The sequence below is a fragment of the Mycobacterium saskatchewanense genome (assembly GCF_010729105.1).
In the GTDB taxonomy this organism is placed as follows: Bacteria; Actinomycetota; Actinomycetes; order Mycobacteriales; family Mycobacteriaceae; genus Mycobacterium; species Mycobacterium saskatchewanense.
Map to the genome: position 1 here is coordinate 4,553,766 of NZ_AP022573.1, position 16,470 is coordinate 4,570,235.

At 64.0% G+C, this 16,470-nt stretch carries 16 protein-coding genes; 11 read left to right on the forward strand and 5 right to left on the reverse strand.

All coding sequences use genetic code 11. The features are described 5' to 3' along the window. The first annotated feature begins 41 nt into the window (after positions 1-41). The 3 genes from G6N56_RS21465 to G6N56_RS21475 are packed head-to-tail and all read left to right on the forward strand — an operon-like array spanning position 42 to position 2,789. Positions 42-1,070: an acyl-CoA dehydrogenase family protein gene (locus G6N56_RS21465; protein WP_264020141.1), complete on the forward strand. Its 1,029-nt coding sequence runs from the start codon at positions 42-44 to the stop codon at positions 1,068-1,070. Continuing rightward, positions 1,063-1,842 carry an enoyl-CoA hydratase-related protein gene (locus G6N56_RS21470; RefSeq protein WP_085254475.1) on the forward strand — a complete coding sequence of 260 codons (780 nt, stop codon included), beginning with the start codon at positions 1,063-1,065 and terminating at the stop codon, positions 1,840-1,842. The genes G6N56_RS21465 and G6N56_RS21470 overlap by 8 nt, the downstream gene beginning before the upstream one ends. Beyond that, positions 1,839-2,789, forward strand: coding sequence for a PDR/VanB family oxidoreductase (locus G6N56_RS21475; protein WP_085254476.1), 951 nt, complete (start codon positions 1,839-1,841; stop codon positions 2,787-2,789). Before G6N56_RS21470 ends, G6N56_RS21475 begins: the two co-directional genes overlap by 4 nt. A gap of 9 nt (positions 2,790-2,798) precedes the next feature. On the opposite strand, the gene G6N56_RS21480 is transcribed toward G6N56_RS21475, so the two are convergent. The 3 genes from G6N56_RS21480 to G6N56_RS21490 all read right to left on the reverse strand — a co-directional run bounded on the left by G6N56_RS21480 (position 2,799) and on the right by G6N56_RS21490 (position 5,164). Beyond that, a complete protein-coding gene (locus tag G6N56_RS21480) occupies positions 2,799-2,984 on the reverse strand; it encodes a ferredoxin (RefSeq protein WP_085254515.1) in 186 nt (61 codons plus the stop codon). 17 nt (positions 2,985-3,001) lie between these two features. Further along, positions 3,002-4,240, reverse strand: coding sequence for a cytochrome P450 (locus tag G6N56_RS21485; protein WP_158090683.1), 1,239 nt, complete (start codon positions 4,238-4,240; stop codon positions 3,002-3,004). 168 nt (positions 4,241-4,408) lie between these two features. Next, entirely contained in the window at positions 4,409-5,164 is a 756-nt protein-coding gene (locus tag G6N56_RS21490) for an SDR family NAD(P)-dependent oxidoreductase (protein WP_232069378.1), read from the reverse strand. Between the two features lie 168 nt (positions 5,165-5,332). Here G6N56_RS21490 and G6N56_RS21495 point away from each other — a divergent pair, with 168 nt between their 5' ends. From G6N56_RS21495 to G6N56_RS21510, 4 genes are all read left to right on the forward strand, one after another. Beyond that, a complete protein-coding gene (locus tag G6N56_RS21495; protein WP_232069111.1) occupies positions 5,333-7,198 on the forward strand; it encodes a flavin-containing monooxygenase in 1,866 nt (621 codons plus the stop codon). A gap of 341 nt (positions 7,199-7,539) precedes the next feature. Beyond that, a complete protein-coding gene (locus G6N56_RS21500; protein WP_085254479.1) occupies positions 7,540-8,586 on the forward strand; it encodes a thiolase family protein in 1,047 nt (348 codons plus the stop codon). Beyond that, positions 8,583-9,746: a thiolase family protein gene (locus tag G6N56_RS21505; protein ID WP_085254480.1), complete on the forward strand. Its 1,164-nt coding sequence runs from the start codon at positions 8,583-8,585 to the stop codon at positions 9,744-9,746. Before G6N56_RS21500 ends, G6N56_RS21505 begins: the two co-directional genes overlap by 4 nt. 20 nt (positions 9,747-9,766) lie before the next feature. After that, entirely contained in the window at positions 9,767-10,204 is a 438-nt protein-coding gene (locus tag G6N56_RS21510) for a Zn-ribbon domain-containing OB-fold protein (protein ID WP_142280472.1), read from the forward strand. A 63-nt stretch (positions 10,205-10,267) separates the two neighbouring features. Here G6N56_RS21510 and G6N56_RS21515 read toward each other — a convergent pair whose 3' ends face one another. Further along, on the reverse strand, positions 10,268-10,957 hold the full coding sequence (locus G6N56_RS21515) for a TetR/AcrR family transcriptional regulator (protein ID WP_085254482.1): 690 nt from the start codon (positions 10,955-10,957) through the stop codon (positions 10,268-10,270). A 343-nt stretch (positions 10,958-11,300) separates the two neighbouring features. Between G6N56_RS21515 and G6N56_RS21520 the strand changes: the two genes are divergently transcribed. After that, positions 11,301-12,542 carry a 2-oxo acid dehydrogenase subunit E2 gene (locus tag G6N56_RS21520; protein WP_232069112.1) on the forward strand — a complete coding sequence of 414 codons (1,242 nt, stop codon included), beginning with the start codon at positions 11,301-11,303 and terminating at the stop codon, positions 12,540-12,542. Between the two features lie 10 nt (positions 12,543-12,552). Here G6N56_RS21520 and G6N56_RS21525 read toward each other — a convergent pair whose 3' ends face one another. Next, positions 12,553-12,717: a hypothetical protein gene (locus tag G6N56_RS21525; RefSeq protein ID WP_158090684.1), complete on the reverse strand. Its 165-nt coding sequence runs from the start codon at positions 12,715-12,717 to the stop codon at positions 12,553-12,555. A gap of 476 nt (positions 12,718-13,193) precedes the next feature. Between G6N56_RS21525 and G6N56_RS21530 the strand changes: the two genes are divergently transcribed. Genes G6N56_RS21530 through G6N56_RS21540 form a run of 3 tightly spaced genes read left to right on the forward strand, consistent with a single transcriptional unit; the run spans position 13,194 to position 16,453 of the window. After that, positions 13,194-13,793, forward strand: a complete 600-nt coding sequence (locus G6N56_RS21530; RefSeq protein WP_085254484.1) for a VOC family protein — start codon at positions 13,194-13,196, stop codon at positions 13,791-13,793. A 1-nt stretch (position 13,794) separates the two neighbouring features. After that, on the forward strand, positions 13,795-14,664 hold the full coding sequence (locus G6N56_RS21535) for a fumarylacetoacetate hydrolase family protein (RefSeq protein WP_085254485.1): 870 nt from the start codon (positions 13,795-13,797) through the stop codon (positions 14,662-14,664). 1 nt (position 14,665) lies between these two features. Then, positions 14,666-16,453, forward strand: coding sequence for an FAD-dependent monooxygenase (locus tag G6N56_RS21540; protein WP_085254486.1), 1,788 nt, complete (start codon positions 14,666-14,668; stop codon positions 16,451-16,453). Positions 16,454-16,470: the final 17 nt, after the last annotated feature.

Sequence of the window (16,470 nt, forward strand, 5' to 3'; positions counted from 1 at the left end):
TCGGTGCCGCCGTCAATGCCCTCCTGGCGGTCCAGCCACAGATGAGGGATGACGGCGGATGGTCCGAAGATGGCGGGAAAGCAACCACTTACGCGCTCGATGAGGCCGGATGGCTCGGTGTGGGACTCCCGCCAGAACTGGGCGGGGAGGGTGGCGATTTCCTAGACGCTGTAGCAGTCATAGAAGCCGTCTCCGCGCACGGATGGCCGTCCCCGGTGGCCGACGTGCTGCTGGTCACCAATGCGCTGCTGGGCCGCGCCGCGGCTCGGTCGCCAGCGATTGGTGGGCTGACCGTCGTGGTGCCGGTTCTGGCGACGACGAACGGCGCGGGGCTGATCAGCGCGTCTGCCCGCTGGGTGCCCTGGGCGCCATGGGCCCGGCAGCTGCTGATGATTGCGGCCGACGGTCCGGGTCGGGCGACTCTGACAGTTGTTGAAGCGCGACACGCCGACATACGGGTTCACGAAAACTTGGCCGGGGCTCGTTGGGGTGCGGTATCGGTGTTCGATGCGCCCGGCCAATCGGTGGGCACGTTGGACGAGCCCGCTCAGCGGGTCGTGGAGATGGCCTATGCGATGGGTGCGCTTGCCCGCAGCGTTCAGCTGTCGTCGGCGTTGGGCAGGGTGCGTGATTTGGCGGTGCACCACGCCCGGCAGCGTTACCAGTTCGGTCGGCCGTTGGCCGCCTTCCAGGCCGTGCAGCAAAACCTTGCGGTGCTCGCCGGAAACGTCGCCGCGGCGCAGGCCGCTGTCCGACAGGCCGTGCCCGACGTCAGTGACCCGCTGTGCCTCATCTGTGAACCGAGGCTAGCCGTGGCCAAGGCTCGGACGTCGCTGGCCGCCGACGAGGCGGCCCGGCTTGCCCACCAAATCCACGGCGCGATTGGCACCACCCGAGAGCACGAGCTGCACCGGCACACGCTGGCGCTGCTGTCTTGGCGAGATGAGTTCGGCTCAGAATTCTATTGGTCACAGCGGCTCGCCGACGCCGCTTGTGGGGTCACCGATTTCTGGGAGTGGCTCTGCGGCGCAATGCGGCCAGCAATGGCGGAAGGACATAGTCATGCCTGACCTGGTGACGGTGAGCAGACGCGGACCGGTGGCCCTGCTGACCCTCAACGACCCGGCGCAGCGCAATGTCTTGTCGTCGCGGATGGTCGCCCAAATCGATCAGGCGCTGACCGAGTTGGAGGGGCAACCGTCGGTGACTGCTGTGGTCGTGACCGGCGCCGGACCGTCCTTTTGTGCCGGCGCCGAGCTCTCCACACTGGAACAGGCTGCCGACGGCGACTTCACGTTGGTCCGCCGGGTCTACACGGGCTTCACCCGGTTCATGTCAACCCCGCTGCTGACGATCGCGGCGATCAACGGCCCGGCCGTCGGTGCCGGACTCAACCTGGCGTTGGCATGCGATATCCGCATCGCTGCTGACTCGGCAAGATTCGTGCCGAGGTTCGCCGAATTGCGCATCTTTCCCGGCGGCGGACACACCTGGCTGCTATCACGCGCGATCGGACAACAAGCCGCCACGATGGCCTTGCTGTCGGGCAGGACATGGGACGGCAGGCAGGCCACTGAGGCCGGCCTGGCTGCACAGTGTGTACCCCGCGAGAGGGTCGTCGATGCGGCCTTAGCGCTCGCCGGGCACGTCGGTGAACTCGAGGCCGAATATGTCCGCAGGCTCGTCAGTGTGCTCCGCTCGGTTCCTCTGCTCTTAGACCACAACCAGGCCTTGGAGATTGAGGCCGAACATCAGCATTGGTCGATTCAGCAGCCCGCATTCCGACGTGGGTTGGCACGGCTGCAGCAAAACCTCCGCGCGAGAAACGAGGCGCGGGCATGACCGCCGAAGTGGACATCGACGTGACGGTCGTGTCCCGCAGGGCAGCAGCGGACGGCGTCATTTCGCTGGTGCTGGCATCCCAGACGGAGCGCGAACTTCCGCCTTGGCGCCCCGGTGCCCATATCGACCTGATCGTCGCGCCCGGGACGGTGCGGCAGTACTCCCTGACCGGCAGTCCCGACAATAGGCGGGAATGGGAGATCGCCGTGCAGCTTGAGGCTGGCGGTAGGGGCGGGTCGCGCGCGGTTTTCGATACCGTGTGGCCGGGGTCGACGGTGACGATCCACGGTCCGCGTAACCACTTCGAGCTGCAACCGGCAGATCGCTATCTCTTTATCGCGGGCGGGATCGGGATCACCCCAATCCGTGCCATGGCCCATTTTGCGTCGACGCGGGGAGTGGACTGGCGGCTGCTCTATGGCGGGCGAACGGCGGCCTCGATGGCGTATGCCGGCGAACTCGTCGACCGGTTTGGCATGCGCCAGGTGGTCCTGCGCCCGCAAGATACTTTCGGATTGCTCGATTTGGCGGGATTCCTGCAGCACGCTACCGGCGACACGTTGGTGTATTGCTGCGGGCCGGAGCCTTTGCTGGCGGCGGCGGAAAAGATCTGCGCTGATTTGGGGTTGCGTCTGCACGTGGAACGGTTCTCGCCAAAGCCGCTGCAGCAGGGAGAGGCTGACCAAGAATTCGATGTCGAACTCACCCGCAGCGGCGTGACAGTCCACGTACCTGTGGGTGTTTCGATCCTCAGCGTCGCCGAGAGGGCCGGGGCACTGACCACCTCGTCCTGCGAGGAAGGCACCTGTGGTTCTTGTCAGACAACGGTATTGGACGGGACGCCCGTTCATCGTGATTCGGTTCTCAGCGCTCAGGAACGCGCCCAAGGTGACACCATGATGATCTGTGTGTCTCGCGCCCGCGGCAGACTGGTTCTGGATCTCTAATCGAGATTCTCAGTCGGTGATGGTGATCGCGGCCATCGGGCACCGATCCGCCGCCTCTTGCAGATCATTGTCCGTGAACGGACCGCTGGGCCGGAACTCCGATAACCCATCGTCGTTGAGCTGGAATGCATTCGGCGTTCGCTGCACGCACTGGGCCGCTCCAGCGCAGAGGTCGTGATCGACTACCGCCCGCATCGGACGCAGCTGCTGACTCACCGGTCGTGCAGGCGCACATCAAGATTGCGCAGACTGCGTGACACCACAACCTTGTTGTATGTCAGCTCGGTGGTCAACACTTCGATAGGAGCGAACTCCGCAGCCAGATATGCGAACGCCTCCTGGGCCTCCATCCGCGCCAGGGGAGCGCCCAGGCAGGTATGAATACCCTGTCCGAAACCCAGGTGGCGATTGGGCCAGCGCAACGGGTCGAAGTGCTCCGGTTCGTGAAACGCCCTGGGGTCGTGATTGGCCGCATGTTGGACCAACAGCAACCGGTCGTAGCGCATGATGTGCTTGCCGCCAAGCTGTAAAGGCTCTTTGGCCCAACGGGCCAGCGCACGAATCGGCCCGTCGAATCGCAGGACCTCTTCGACCGCGGTGCGCGCAGCCCGGTCATCGTCAGCCAGCCGATGCCAATGTTCGGGAAACCCATTGAAGGCCACTATCCCATTGGCCAGCAGGTTCATGGTTGTCTCATGGCCGGCGAACACCATCAGCACGGCATTGGCAATAATCTCATCCTCGGTGAAACGATCACCGTCAAGCTGCGCGTGCACCATGGCCGAGATGAGGTCGTCAGCTGGGTTCTCGGCGCGTTGGCGCACGATCGGGCGAATGAGTTCAACGAGCGCAGTCATCGCCTGCTCGCCTGTCGCGAACCTGTCGGGGTTAGCAGCTTCGCTGAAGATCACCGCCCCCAGATCCTCTGACCACGATCGTAATTCGAGACGTCTCGAGGCCGGCACGCCGAGGTACTCCGCGATCACGATGATCGGTAAGGTAAAGGCGAACTCGGCAAAAAAGTTCACCCGGTCGCGTCCTCGTAACGGTGCGGCCAGCTCGCGCACCAGCTCACGGATGCGGGGGCGCAGCACCTCAACACTCTTGGGTGTGAACGCGGTGTTGATCAAGGAACGCAAGTGTGTGTGATATGGACGGTCCTTGGTGAACATCCACTTGTTCATGAATTCGATCAATTGCGTGTACCGCGATGCCGACTCGACGATGTCTTTGGCGAACGGGCCGTCGAAGCGATCTGAGGACAGTTTGGCGTGGTCTCGGAAACCGGCGACCACGTCGTCGTAATTGGTGATGATCCACCCATTCCAACGGCCGTTCCAGTAGACGGGGTCCTCGGCACGGAGCCGGTTGAAATAGGCAGTGGGATCGGTGATCGCCTCGTCGCTCAGTAGGTCGTCGAGCGGCGACATACGCGCGACTATCTCGGCCATGCGTGCTTCTCCTAGAGTCTGTGTGAGCGAGAGGACACCGGCGGCGGCGTCGTGCGGGTGCCTCGAGCCGAGAACTACAACCATCTTCGTATTAACGTTCCCAATTGTCAACGCTATCGTTGATAGTCGGACGAGTCCGAGCGGGGCCCGCCTCCCGTGGCGGACGGTTCAGCGCGGCGGCAGCCGCAACGCGCCGTCAAGTCTGATGGTTTCGCCGTTGAGATAGTGATGGTCGAGCACCAGCTCGACCATGCGAGCGCACTCGTCGGGATGGCCGAGCCTGCGCGGAAAGGGCACCGAGGCCGCGATCGCCTCGCGAACTTCAGCCGGGAACGCCCCGAACATCGGGGTGTCGATCACACCTGGGGCAATCGCGCACACACGGATTTTGTGCTGGGCCAAATCCCGCGCGGCCGGCAGGGTCATTCCGGCGACGCCGGCCTTTGAGGCGGCGTACGCAACTTGGCCGATCTGGCCGTCGAACGCCGCGATCGAAGCGAAGTTGACAACTGTCCCACGTTCGCCGTCGCCGTCGGGCTCGTTTCGGCTCATCGCTGCCGCCGCATACAGCAAGACGTGCATTGTGCCAAGAAGATTGACCGCGACGGTGCGGCCGAACAACTCAGGATCGTGCTCGTTGTCTCGACCGATCAGCCGCATCGACGGCGCTATCCCGGCGCAACTGACCGCCACCCGCAACGGCCGATCGTTACTGCGGCCGTGCTGGTCAGCCGCGCGAACGGCCTGTTTGACCTGGTACGCGTCGGTCACATCGGTTGGGCAGTAGTGGACTTCGCTGCGCGGCCCCGCGCGCTCGATACTGGGTCCAAGGTCGAGTACGAATACCGATGCGCCGCGGGCCACCAATCTGTCGACGACGGCCGCGCCGATACCTGAGGCGCCCCCCGTGACTAGGGCGGTGATCCGCGGACGGAGCTGGCTGTGGGCGGTGCGGACCTGTTTTGACGTTGACACCCGATGATAGTGAACCCCGGGACGGCTGGGCGTCAACATTAGTGTTGACGCCAACTGATTCGTCACGTTGAATGATGGAGGCCGGCCTCGTTGGTGCCGGCCGGAAGGAGAGTCACGGTGACGGTCTTGGACAACGCCGATGATGCAGACGTCGCAAAGATCTTCTCAATGTGGTTGTCGCGCTTCGGCACCGCGATGGAGCAGGGTTCGGTCGCCGAGATCGTTGACATGTTCGCCGAGGAGAGCTACTGGAAGGACATCCTGTCGTTTTCCGGCGGATACCGTACCTTTGGCACCCGCGACGACATCGAACGCGCCCTCGGTGCCACCATCAGCGTCGCCAAGCCGGCCAAGATTCGGCATGCATTGAATCGCACGCGGCCGCGGTTGGTGCGCCGTTCGGCGAAGTCGGTGATCGAGGCCTACTTCGACTTCGACACCGCCGTCGGCAGCGGAACAGGTTTCGTGCGGTTGCTGCATGACGCCGCCGACGCCTTCAACCCGAGGGTGTGGATTTTGTTGACCACCCTGCAACAGCTCACCGGTTGCGAAGAGCACATTGGCGAGCACCGGCCCACCGGCCTGCAGTACTCCTACAACTTCGCCGGCGACAACTGGGCCGACCAACGGCGCAAAGCGTGGGAACAGGCCGGTGCCGACAATGACGTGTTGATCGTGGGTGCTGGGCAGGCCGGTTTGGCGCTGGCCGCTCGGCTGCAGCAACTCGACGTGAAGACGTTGCTGGTGGAGAAAAATTCGGCCGTGGGCGACAACTGGCGCAAGCGCTACCACTCGCTGACGCTACACAACGAGGTATGGGCCAACCATCTGCCGTACCTGCCCTTTCCGGAGACGTGGCCGGCATTCGTGCCGAAGGACAAGCTCGCCGGCTGGTTGCAGGCCTACGCCGAGTTCATGGAACTCAACGTGTGGACCTCGACCGAATTCCTCGGCGCCGACTATGACAGGGGCGCCAAGAAGTGGTCGGCGCGGCTACGCCGGCCCGGCTCCGACGACCCATACGTGGTCCAGGCCAGTCATCTGGTGCTGGCGTCGGGGGGCACCAGCGGAGTGCCCCATGTGCCCTCGTTGCCGGGCCTGGACGGCTTCGGCGGTGCCGTCATGCACTCAAGCGCGTTCCCCGGCGGCGCCGGCTACGCCGGCAAGCGTGCACTGGTCATCGGTACGGGCACCAGTGGCCACGATGTCGCTCAAGAGTTACACGCCAACGGCGCCCAGGTCACACTCATGCAACGCAGCCCCACCTGCGTGGTCAGCCTGATCCCGGGCGGCACGATGGTTTACGCGGTGTACAGCGAGGGACCACCGGCCGACGATGTCGACCTGGTGACGGCCGCTATCCCATTCCCGGTGCTCCAAAACACCTATCAATGGCTCACGAAAAAGACCACCGAACTCGATGGTGACCTACTCGAGGGACTGCGGCAGCGAGGTTTCCGGCTTGACGCCGGGCCGGACGATACCGGATTTCACATGCTGTTCCTGCGACGCGGTGGAGGTTACTACATCAACGTCGGGTGTTCAGACCTCATCGTCGACGGCAAAATCTCGCTGGTCCAGGCAGAGGACTTGAACACCTTCACCCCACACGGGATCATGATGAGAGACGGTCAATCTCGGCCTTTCGACCTCGTGGTGCTGGCCACCGGCTATTGCGACCAGCAGGAAGGCATCCGCCGCACGCTCGGTGACCCTGTCGCCGACACGGTCGGCCCGGTATGGGGATTCGACGACAACTACATCATGCGCAACATGTGGCAACGCACCGCACAGGAGCACCTTTGGTTGATGGGAGGCTCGCTTCTCGACTGCAGGCTATATTCTCGGTTCTTGTCCTTGCTGATCAAGAGTGAACTCGCCGGCATCGCCCTTCCCGAAACTGATCTGGCCTCGACGAGATATGACACCACTGGTGCCACGAGTATTCTCGGTGCGCCGGCTCCGGTGAAAGCCACGGTCTGATGGGTACTGGCCGTTTATGCGTCATATTTTCGCGCGAAAAGTGCCGTGCCGCAACAGGAATGGGAGCAGACGGGTGCGTCGACGTAATGCGTCGAGGACAGGGTCGCCACGGCTTGCCCCACCGGACAGCTGTGCTCAAATGGCTTACGCCGGGGTATCTGCAGGGCGGCGAACTGGACGCCGCCGGCGGTGGGCGATCCGCGCTCGAGTCAGTTGGTCGGAGGCGCAGCGTGACCCGTTGTGGCCAGCGCTTGGTTGACCGGTTGCCAGGTTGCCCACATGAGCGGAATGCGTCGCCCTAGATGTCGACGCCATCCCCGTCAGCGGGGCAGGAGACAGACATGTCGGGCCGCACTGTCAGCATTGAGGGGTTCGCCTCGCGCGTCGGCGGCGCCGATCCGCGAATGTCTTTACCGGAGTTGATTTTCGAGGTTGTTTCGCAAGCCCTGTGTAACGCAGGCTGCACGATGGGCCAGGTCGACGGGGTGGTTATTGCCGCCCACGATCTGATCGATGGGCGTTCGTTGTCCAGCATGATCACCGGCCCTGCTGCCGGCGCATACCTTCGTGACGAAATACGGGTATCCGACGACGCGTTGGTGGCAGTGTCGTTGGCGGCGGCCAGGTTGCAGGCCGGGGAAGGTTCCAAGGTTGTGGTGGCTTCCTGGGGACGCGCCAGCGAAGGTGACCCCGACCGCACGGCGACCGCGGGCCTCGATCCGTTTACCGAGAAGCCGGTGCTGCCCTCTCGAGCCGTAATTTCGGCACTTCGCGCGTCGGCATATCTGCGCACCCACTCCAGCGTCGGCCGCCAAGCTGCCCGGACGGCCAGAGAGTCTCGGGCACAGGCCAACCCGTGGGCTGTGCCGGCGCCGCGCGGGGCACTCGTCTATCCGTTGCTGGCTGGCGAGGGCAGTGTCGACGCAGATGTCGTGGCTGCAGTGGTGTTGGGCAGGGATCCGTCACCCGTGACGATCACCGGGATTGGCCACGGCACCGAACGCGCACGCCTCGTCGACCGCAGCATGACCGAACTGCCCGGCGCCACGGCTGCCGTGAGCCGCGCGTCCAGCGCTGCCCGGTGTGCTGCGTCAACTGTGGATGCCGTCGAGGTAGCCGGAGCCAGCCTTTTCGAGGAGTTGATGCTGCTGGAAGCGGCGGGTGTTGCCGCGCCAGGTTCAGGGCTGATGCATTTCGCCGAGACCCCATGGATTAACGCGTCTGGAGGCTCGTTGGCGGGGGACTGCTATCCCTGCAGCGGCCTGCTGCGCCTGACTGATGCAGCTCGCGCGTTAGGCCGCAGCGGGGGCCCCCGCAGTGCCCTCGTGGCCGCGAGCTCGGCGGTAGCCATGCAAACCACGACCGCAATCATCCTCGAGGCGACATGAGCGAGCCGCTGGCTATCATCGGAGTAGGCCAAACTCCCTACCGCAAAACGAATCCCGACAAGTCAGCCGGTGAGTTGGTGCGCACGGCGGTGCTGGAGGCGCTCGCCGACGCGTCTATTGACATCCATGAGATCGACTTCGTGGTGGGCGGCGTGGCGCCAGATGCTCTGAGCGGCATCGCCGATCTCGACAAAGCGGCGATCAGTCTGCCCGGCAAGCCCTACCTGCATATCAACACCGGGGGTGCAACTGGCTCCTCGGCGCTGCTGGCAGCACAGTCGCTGATCGGCGCGGGACGCGGCGACGTCGCGTTGGTGGTGGCGCTCGAACGGATGGGCCAGGCCGCGACGGCGCAAAGCATCTTCAACACGATCTTCGACCCGATCTATGAAAAGGATTTCGTCCTGACCACCATCACCATGGCGGCGCTACGCGCGACCATGCTGATGAAACGCGACGGCTTCACCGCCGAACACTGGGCCGGCATCGCGTCGCGGAACTTCACGAACGCCACGCGCAACCCGTTGGTGGTCGGCGCCAAGGCGCGCACGGTGGAGGACGTGCTGCAGTCTCCGGTGCTGGCGTGGCCGATCCACCTCTATGAGGCCTGTCCCATCTCGGAGGGCGCATGTGCAGTCATCATCGCGCGTAAGGGTGCGGTCGGGTCACGTCCAGCAGCGTGGATTCATGGCACCGGGGCCTACAGCGACACTTATGCGATGGGCGAGCGCATGCGTCGCCAGGAAGGCAGCCTCATCGAGATGGTTCCGCTGCGCCGTGCGGCCCAGGCGGCCTACGCGCAAGCCGGCATCTCCGACCCGCTGCGGGAGATCGATGTTCTCGAGCTGCAGGCTCCGTTCGCCATCATCGAAGCAATGGCCTACCCAGCGCTGGGGTTGTGCTCACTAGACGGCGTCCGCGACTTCGTGGAATCCCTGCTGGCAGGCGGGTTCGAGCTAACGATCAATCCCTCAGGGGGAGCGCAGGCGGCGAACCCCGTGTCGGCGACTGCACTGGTGCGGATCGCCGAAGCGGCACTGCAAGTTCGCCGGCGGGCGGGGGACCGCCAAGTCTCCGGCGCCAGGATGGCGTTGGCGACCGGGCAAGGCGGCGCAACTCAATTCAGCACAGTTTGCCTACTTGGAAGCGAGGAACCATGACCGACCAAGATCTGCTGATCTTGCCCGGCAGCTGGAACTTCGATTATCGATACTTCGCCGGGGAAACCGCGAGCCGGTTCTTCGCTGAGCTGCGCGATAACCAGCGCATAGTCGGCCGTCGCTGCCCGGCTTGCCGGCGGCTGTTGATACCGGCCCGGTCGTACTGCGATGCCTGCTACGTCGAGACGGCGGAGTGGGAGGAGGTTGCGCCGGTGGGTACCCTGGACGCGTTTGCGATCGTGACAACTCAGTTTCCGGGTCTACCCGCACCACCGCTGGCGATTGGCTTCGTCACTCTCGACGGCGCCGATTCGGCCATCCTCAATTTCATCGAGGGCGTCGACCTCTCCGATGTCGAGGCCGCGGGCAGACGGCTCTTCGAGCACACCCGCGTCGCGGCGAAGTTTTCTGATGCGCGTACCGGGCGCATCACTGATTTCCACTTCGTCATGCAGTAAGCGGTGTTCGAACGCGACTGATCGGCCGGCTATCGGCAGGTGCTCACGCCTGGCGGTCGTGATTCAACTTTTACGTTGACGCGGTGGCGACTTCGGGCCGGTGGCCCGATTGCCGGCCAAGCCGCACAGGATGAGCTCGGCCATTTCTTCGCCGAGCTGCTCTCCGGTCAACTGGCCGTTCGGCCGATACCATCGGTGTGTCCAGTTAATTGCGCCGACAATGTAATTGAGAGCGATGTGGCGATGCTTGACCTTAAATGCGCCCTCGGCGATACCATCATCGATAATTCCCAGCAATGCGACCTCGAAACGTTGACTCAATTCAAGCATCGTCCGGGCCCACACTTCATCAAGAGACGCCGAGTCAATGCGGGCCATGTCTTCTTGGATATAGACGAACATGTACGGGTAATGAACCTCATACTTGTGAAGAATCGTCGTCACCAGGCTGCGCAACCGACTCACGGCGTCGCCATTCTCGCCGCGCGCCGACTCGGCCGCGGCGACCACCTCTTCGACCGCCGTGCGCGTAACCAGTTGAAAGAGTTCATTCTTGCTTGCGACGTAGTAGTACAGTGACGCGCGGTCAGTGCCCAAACGTTCAGCGACATCGCGGAGACTCGCGGCCTCGTAGCCGCGTTCCCGAAAAACGGCGGCGCCGGCCGCGACGATTTCCCTGCGCCGCTGCGCATAATTCTCGCCGCCATCGCGTACGGCAGCAGTGCGCCGCTTCCCGATTCCGCTTTTAGCCATGGGCAAATGTTACCTGCAGCCTGACTAGAGAGCGCGCGTTGCCGCCACATCCCTTGGGAGACGCATGCCGCCCCGCGGCTGCGCTGACAGGTTCCCCCGGGCCCGCGGACGGTCGCCGGCCGGGCGCATCTCACGCTTGCCTCGGTTGCCCGCCCAGGCGCTCGTCCATCAACGATAGTGTTGACGACATCCTTGCCGGTCGGGTCTAATGGTGAGCCGGTGCGTAGGACCGCACTTTTATGGGGCCATCCTGCCCCAGGGACTCACCGTCGGCGCCCGGGGGGAAAGAACCGGCTGCGTCTATCGGCTGACGGTATACAGCCGCGATCGTGTGGAGGAAAGCGTGACCGACATTGGTGCCGCGGAGCTGTTCTCGCTGCCCGCGCTGGGGGCCGAAATTACCGAAGCGACCGTCGTGCGGTGGCTCAAGGAACCAGGGGAGTCGTTCACCGAAGGCGAGCCGCTGTTGGAGGTCGCCGCGGACAAAGTCGACGCCGAGATACCTGCGCCCGCGAGCGGCACCCTCATCGAAATCCTTGCCGAGTCAGACGCGGTCGTTGAAGCGGGCGCAGCACTTGCGCGCGTGGCCTTAGCCACGGAGCGGTCGCCACGAACGGAGGACGTCACCGCCGTGGCGCTTCGGGTGGCACCACCGACAATGGAGCCGCAGCCGGCACTGAGAGCCTCGGCTGGCGCCCTCTCGCGCGCGCAAGCCGGTCCGTTGTCACCGGCAATCCCCGGAGCGGGGTCTCAACCCGGACACGACGTTTCTGGTGGGCGCTCGACCGGTCAGGCAAGTCGGCGAGCAGGGCCCGCGGCGGCTTGGCGGCCTGGGGAGCCCAGCACTGCGAGGACCGCGGATCGGTCTCTCACGCGGGTGGAGAAGCTTCCCGCCATCCGGAAGACGATTGCCCGGCGGATGATGGAATCGCTGGCGCGATCGGCCCAGTTGACCACGGTGGTTGAGGCGGACGTGACTTCGATCGCCGCCCTACGCGTCGAACACGGCAGCAACTTCGAGCGGCATGCGGGCGCGAGGCTGTCGTTTCTGCCGTTTTTTGCCAAAGCCGCAATCGAAGCGCTCAGTGGTCACCCTGTCGTCAACGCTTCGCTCGACGACGACATGTCACAGGTGACTTATCACCGAGATGTCCACCTGGGCATGGCCGTTGATAGCGACAAAGGGCTGATGGTACCGGTTATTCGGCGGGCCACTCACCTTAGTGTCGCCGAACTCGCACTGTCGATCGCCCGGGTGGCCGCTGCGGTACGGGCGAACACGATCAAACCCGACGAACTCTCGGGCGGAACGTTCACGATCACCAATACAGGTAGCCGTGGTGCCCTGTTCGACACTCCGATCATCAATGCGCCGCAGTCGGCGATCCTAGGTACCGGGGCAGTGGTGGAGCGCGTCGTGCCGACATCCGGGCGCGGCGGGCCCTTGCAGTTCGGTGTGAGGTCGAGAGTCTATCTTGCGCTTTCGTATGACCACCGCCTCATAGACGGCGCAGACGCTGCCGGCTTCCTCGCCACAGTCAAGGGTCGGCTGGAGGCCGGTTTTGCCGCTGAGGAGCTGTTCTGAGGGCCTTGGTCTACAACACCAGGCAAAAGGCCATCGCGATTGCCAGCTTGCCGAAGAAGCCGGCCAGCAACGCGACGAGCCCAGTCAGGTCGCCGGCCCCGGCGACTTGCCGGGACGGATCGACCGCCCAGTCGGCAGTGCTGCGCCCCACCGTTGTCAGCAAGACCTGGATCATGATTGGGACCATGACAGCTAGGCCTACCCAAACCCTCGCCACCCGCACCAATCCTTCATCGCGTCAACGTTTATGTTGACAGACTAGAGGGTAACGCAGGGCGGAACAAATTGTGCTTTGGCGCGTATCCGGCAGCGCCGTGTGGCTGAATGCCGTAATCCTGATGCGCATCGCTTCGTTCTGCGCGGGTCCATCGCGGAACCGCCGGCGGCAGGCGGCAACCATAAGTTGATCAACGGGCATGTTGACAGATAGCGAGGTTTGCACCATATTGAGAGCCGTGGTGGTGATCCGGCCCACAAACCCGGGCTGTTGGTGGATCCGGGCAGTGCCCTGTGGAGGATCGTGGTCGCCGCCGCATGGTCGGTCAGCGCCAGTGCCGCGCCCGCCAGTGGCGGAGCGATCGACCCGCCCGTGACTGCCTGACGGCGGTTTCGTGACCCAACTAGAGGGAACTGAAGGGAGTGGGCACAGAAATGACACCTGAGTTGAGGCTGGCTCACGTCGTCCTGCAAACAAGCAGGATGCCGCAGATGCGCGATTTCTACGCCAAAGTGACCGGAGCTCACGTCGTCGTCGAACGAGAAAGCTTCTGTCTGATGACCTTTGACGATGAGCACCACCGCATCGCCTTCAGCAATCCGCCCTTTCCCTTGGAGCAGAAGTCGATTAGTGCGGCAGGCTTGCACCATTCGGCTTATACCTTCCCGCACATCGACGCTCTGCTCGAGCACTACAGCAGCTTGGCCGCACAGGGCATCCGGCCCTCGGTACCGGCCCAGCACGGCGTGACCACTTCGTTGTACTACCTCGATCCCGATGCCAACTTCATCGAGCTGCAGGTCGACAACTTCGCCACCGCCGATGAGGCGACGGCATACATGTTGACCGAGGAGTATGCCAACGACGTCGGCGGCCCGACGTTCGATCCCGAGCTGATGATCGAGGCGCGACGCAACGGCGAAGCGGCCGAAAAGGTCTGCACGCGCGAATGGGCCCGATCCGGCCCGCCGCGTCCGGGAGTCTTCGAAGCCTTCGCTGCCGCTCTTGCCGACTACGCTGACGCGCACGCCTAGCATGCGGATCGCGAGCTGGCGCGGGCGTGCCGTCTTGGTCGTCGGAGACGACAGCGTCGTCGATATCTCGGGCAGCAGTTCGGGACGTTTCGGTCCCGAGCTGGACAACATCTACCAGAACTGGGATGAATTTCGGCGCTGGGCGTCGACCGCGCCCCTGACCGCAGAGCTGCCGTTTGACCGCGCGGATCTCGGGCCGCCCGCGCCTCGGCCCCGCCAAGTGTTCGCTGTGGGGCTCAACTACGCCGAGCATGCCCAGGAAGGCAATGTCGAGGTGCCGACAGAACCGGTAGTGTTCACCAAGTTTCCGGCCAGTATCAGCGGTCCGTACGCTGACATTCCGTTGTCCTCTCCAGCGGTGGACTACGAGGCCGAAGTTGTGGCGGTGATTGGGCGCGAGGCATACCACGTCGAGGAAGCGCGCGCCTGGGATTACGTAGCCGGGCTCACATGCGGGCAAGATATCTCCGACCGCCGCCTGCAGTTGGCAGGTCCGGCGCCGCAACAATTTTCGCTCGCGAAATCGTTCACCGGCTTCGGGCCGATCGGCCCGTGGCTGGTGACCATCGACGAATTTGGGCGCCCACTGGATGTGGCACTTCGGTGCACTCTCAACGGGGACCTGATGCAAAGCGACCGCACCCGCAACATGCTGTTTTCAATCCCGCAGGTCGTCGCCTACCTGTCGTCGATCTTGACGCTGTGGCCGGGGGACTTGATATTCACCGGCACGCCGGCCGGCGTCGGGTGGGCGCGAAATCCCCAAGTCACGCTGTCCGTGGGTGATGTTGTCACCACGGAAATCGAAGGAATCGGCACGATGAGCAACCGATGTGTCGCCAGCAAGCCCGCCGTGGTAAGGAGCATTTGAGATGCGCGAGATCACCGTTCCTGTGTTTATCGTCGGTGGCGGCGGGTGCGGCCTGTCGGCCTCGATATTCTTGTCGAACCTGGGGGTGCAACATATTGTCTGCGAGCGGCGAGAGAGCACGTCACGCAAGCCCAAAGCCCATTACCTCAACCAGCGCACGATGGAGATCTTTCGGCAGCACGGCATTTACGACACGATCCGCGCGGCTGGTGCGCCGATCGAGAAAATGGGCCTCGTGCAGTGGCGCACGACCCTTGGCGGCGACGGGGCCCTGGACCGACGAGTCTTTCAACAGATGGAGGCGTTCGGCGGCCGCGGCTTGCGGCCGCGCTACGAGGCCGACGGACCCGTGCTGTCAGGCAATCTGCCTCAGATCAGGCTGGAGCCGCTGCTGCGCCAACTGGCCGAGGAACGTGCGCCTGATTCGGTGTTGTTCAACCACACGGTGACCGAAATCAGCCAGAACGACTCGGGGGTCACCGCGTTGGTCATGGACAACGCCAGCGGGGAATCCTTCCGGGTGCATGCGCAGTATGCGATCGGGGCCGACGCCGGGCGCCTGGTGGGACCGACCTTCGGTGTCGAACTCGAGGGTCCCACGGGGTTGCTGGACATGGTCGGTGTGCATTTCAGTGCCGATCTATCAGAGTGGTGGGACGACGAAGCGTTCTTGATGTTCTTCAACAATCCGGAGGGTTCGGGCACCTGGGGCAGCGGGGCAATGGCCGTGCTGGGCCCCACCTGGGGCAAACACTCCGAAGAGTGGGTTATCCAATTCGCCTTCGCGCTGGACGACGAGGCGCGCAATGACGAAAGCGCGATGGTGCCGCGGGTCCGCAAGCTGCTCAAACTTCCCGACCTGGAACTTCACGTCCACGGAATCAATCACTGGGTGCTTGAGGGAGTACTGGCCAACAAGTATCAGGTCGGAAGGGTCTTTTTAGCCGGAGACGCCGCCCATCGCCACCCGCCGACCACAGGCCTGGGCCTCAACACCGCGTTCCAGGACGCGCACAATCTCGCCTGGAAACTGGCGCTGGTGCTCAATAACGGTCTCTCGCCGGCACTGCTCGACACCTACGAGCCCGAACGGCGTCCCGTCGGACGACGCAATGTCGATTGGGCGATGTTCACCTTCATGAACCATGGCGTGCTCGACGCGGGCCGCGGCATCACCCCCGGGGCGTCTGTTGAGCAGAATCGCGCTGCCTTCGAGGCGCTGCTCGCCGACAACGATATGGGCGCGACGTTACGTGCGCGCGCCGACGAGGTGTTTGCCACCCACCGAATCGAAATGCAGGCGCACGACGTCGAAATGGGCTTTTTCTACCCGGAAGGCGCGTTGGTGCCCGACGGCAGTCCCCGGCCCCCGCGCGACCCGATGGGCTGCATCTACACACCCAGCACGCGACCGGGACACCGTCTGCCGCATGCCTGGGTCGAGTCGCCGCACGGGCAGCGTATTTCGACGCACGACTTGGTCACCGACGCTGGGTTCGTGTTGATCACCGGAGATGACGGTGCAGGCTGGTGTGACGTTGCGGCCCGGGTCGGCAAGGAACACGGCATTTCCCTGCAGGCTGTGAGCATCGGCGAACGGGGGGACTTCCTCGACGCCGATCGCTTGTGGAGCCGGGTACGCGAAATCGACGATTCCGGTGCGGTCCTGGTGCGCCCGGACAACATCGTGGCCTGGCGCAGCCGCGCGATTGTCGAGGACCCGGGGGCAGCACTCAGCGGGGCGCTGGCGGCGGCCCTGAAAACGTCAGATAAGTCAGCGACTTCGTGAGTCAATCAGGTGCAGGA

Bases quoted from the DNA above. Each gene is read 5' to 3' on its own strand.
- G6N56_RS21465 (WP_264020141.1), top strand. From the start codon at position 42: ATGAGGGATGACGGCGGATGGTCCGAAGATGGCGGGAAAGCAACCACT.
- G6N56_RS21525 (WP_158090684.1), bottom strand. From the start codon at position 12,717: ATGATCCAGGTCTTGCTGACAACGGTGGGGCGCAGCACTGCCGACTGG.
- G6N56_RS21480 (WP_085254515.1), bottom strand. From the start codon at position 2,984: ATGCGGGCGGTAGTCGATCACGACCTCTGCGCTGGAGCGGCCCAGTGC.
- G6N56_RS21505 (WP_085254480.1), top strand. From the start codon at position 8,583: ATGAGCGAGCCGCTGGCTATCATCGGAGTAGGCCAAACTCCCTACCGC.
- G6N56_RS21485 (WP_158090683.1), bottom strand. From the start codon at position 4,240: ATGGCCGAGATAGTCGCGCGTATGTCGCCGCTCGACGACCTACTGAGC.
- G6N56_RS21530 (WP_085254484.1), top strand. From the start codon at position 13,194: ATGACACCTGAGTTGAGGCTGGCTCACGTCGTCCTGCAAACAAGCAGG.
- G6N56_RS21475 (WP_085254476.1), top strand. From the start codon at position 1,839: ATGACCGCCGAAGTGGACATCGACGTGACGGTCGTGTCCCGCAGGGCA.
- G6N56_RS21470 (WP_085254475.1), top strand. From the start codon at position 1,063: ATGCCTGACCTGGTGACGGTGAGCAGACGCGGACCGGTGGCCCTGCTG.
- G6N56_RS21535 (WP_085254485.1), top strand. From the start codon at position 13,795: ATGCGGATCGCGAGCTGGCGCGGGCGTGCCGTCTTGGTCGTCGGAGAC.
- G6N56_RS21500 (WP_085254479.1), top strand. From the start codon at position 7,540: ATGTCGGGCCGCACTGTCAGCATTGAGGGGTTCGCCTCGCGCGTCGGC.
- G6N56_RS21515 (WP_085254482.1), bottom strand. From the start codon at position 10,957: ATGGCTAAAAGCGGAATCGGGAAGCGGCGCACTGCTGCCGTACGCGAT.
- G6N56_RS21540 (WP_085254486.1), top strand. From the start codon at position 14,666: ATGCGCGAGATCACCGTTCCTGTGTTTATCGTCGGTGGCGGCGGGTGC.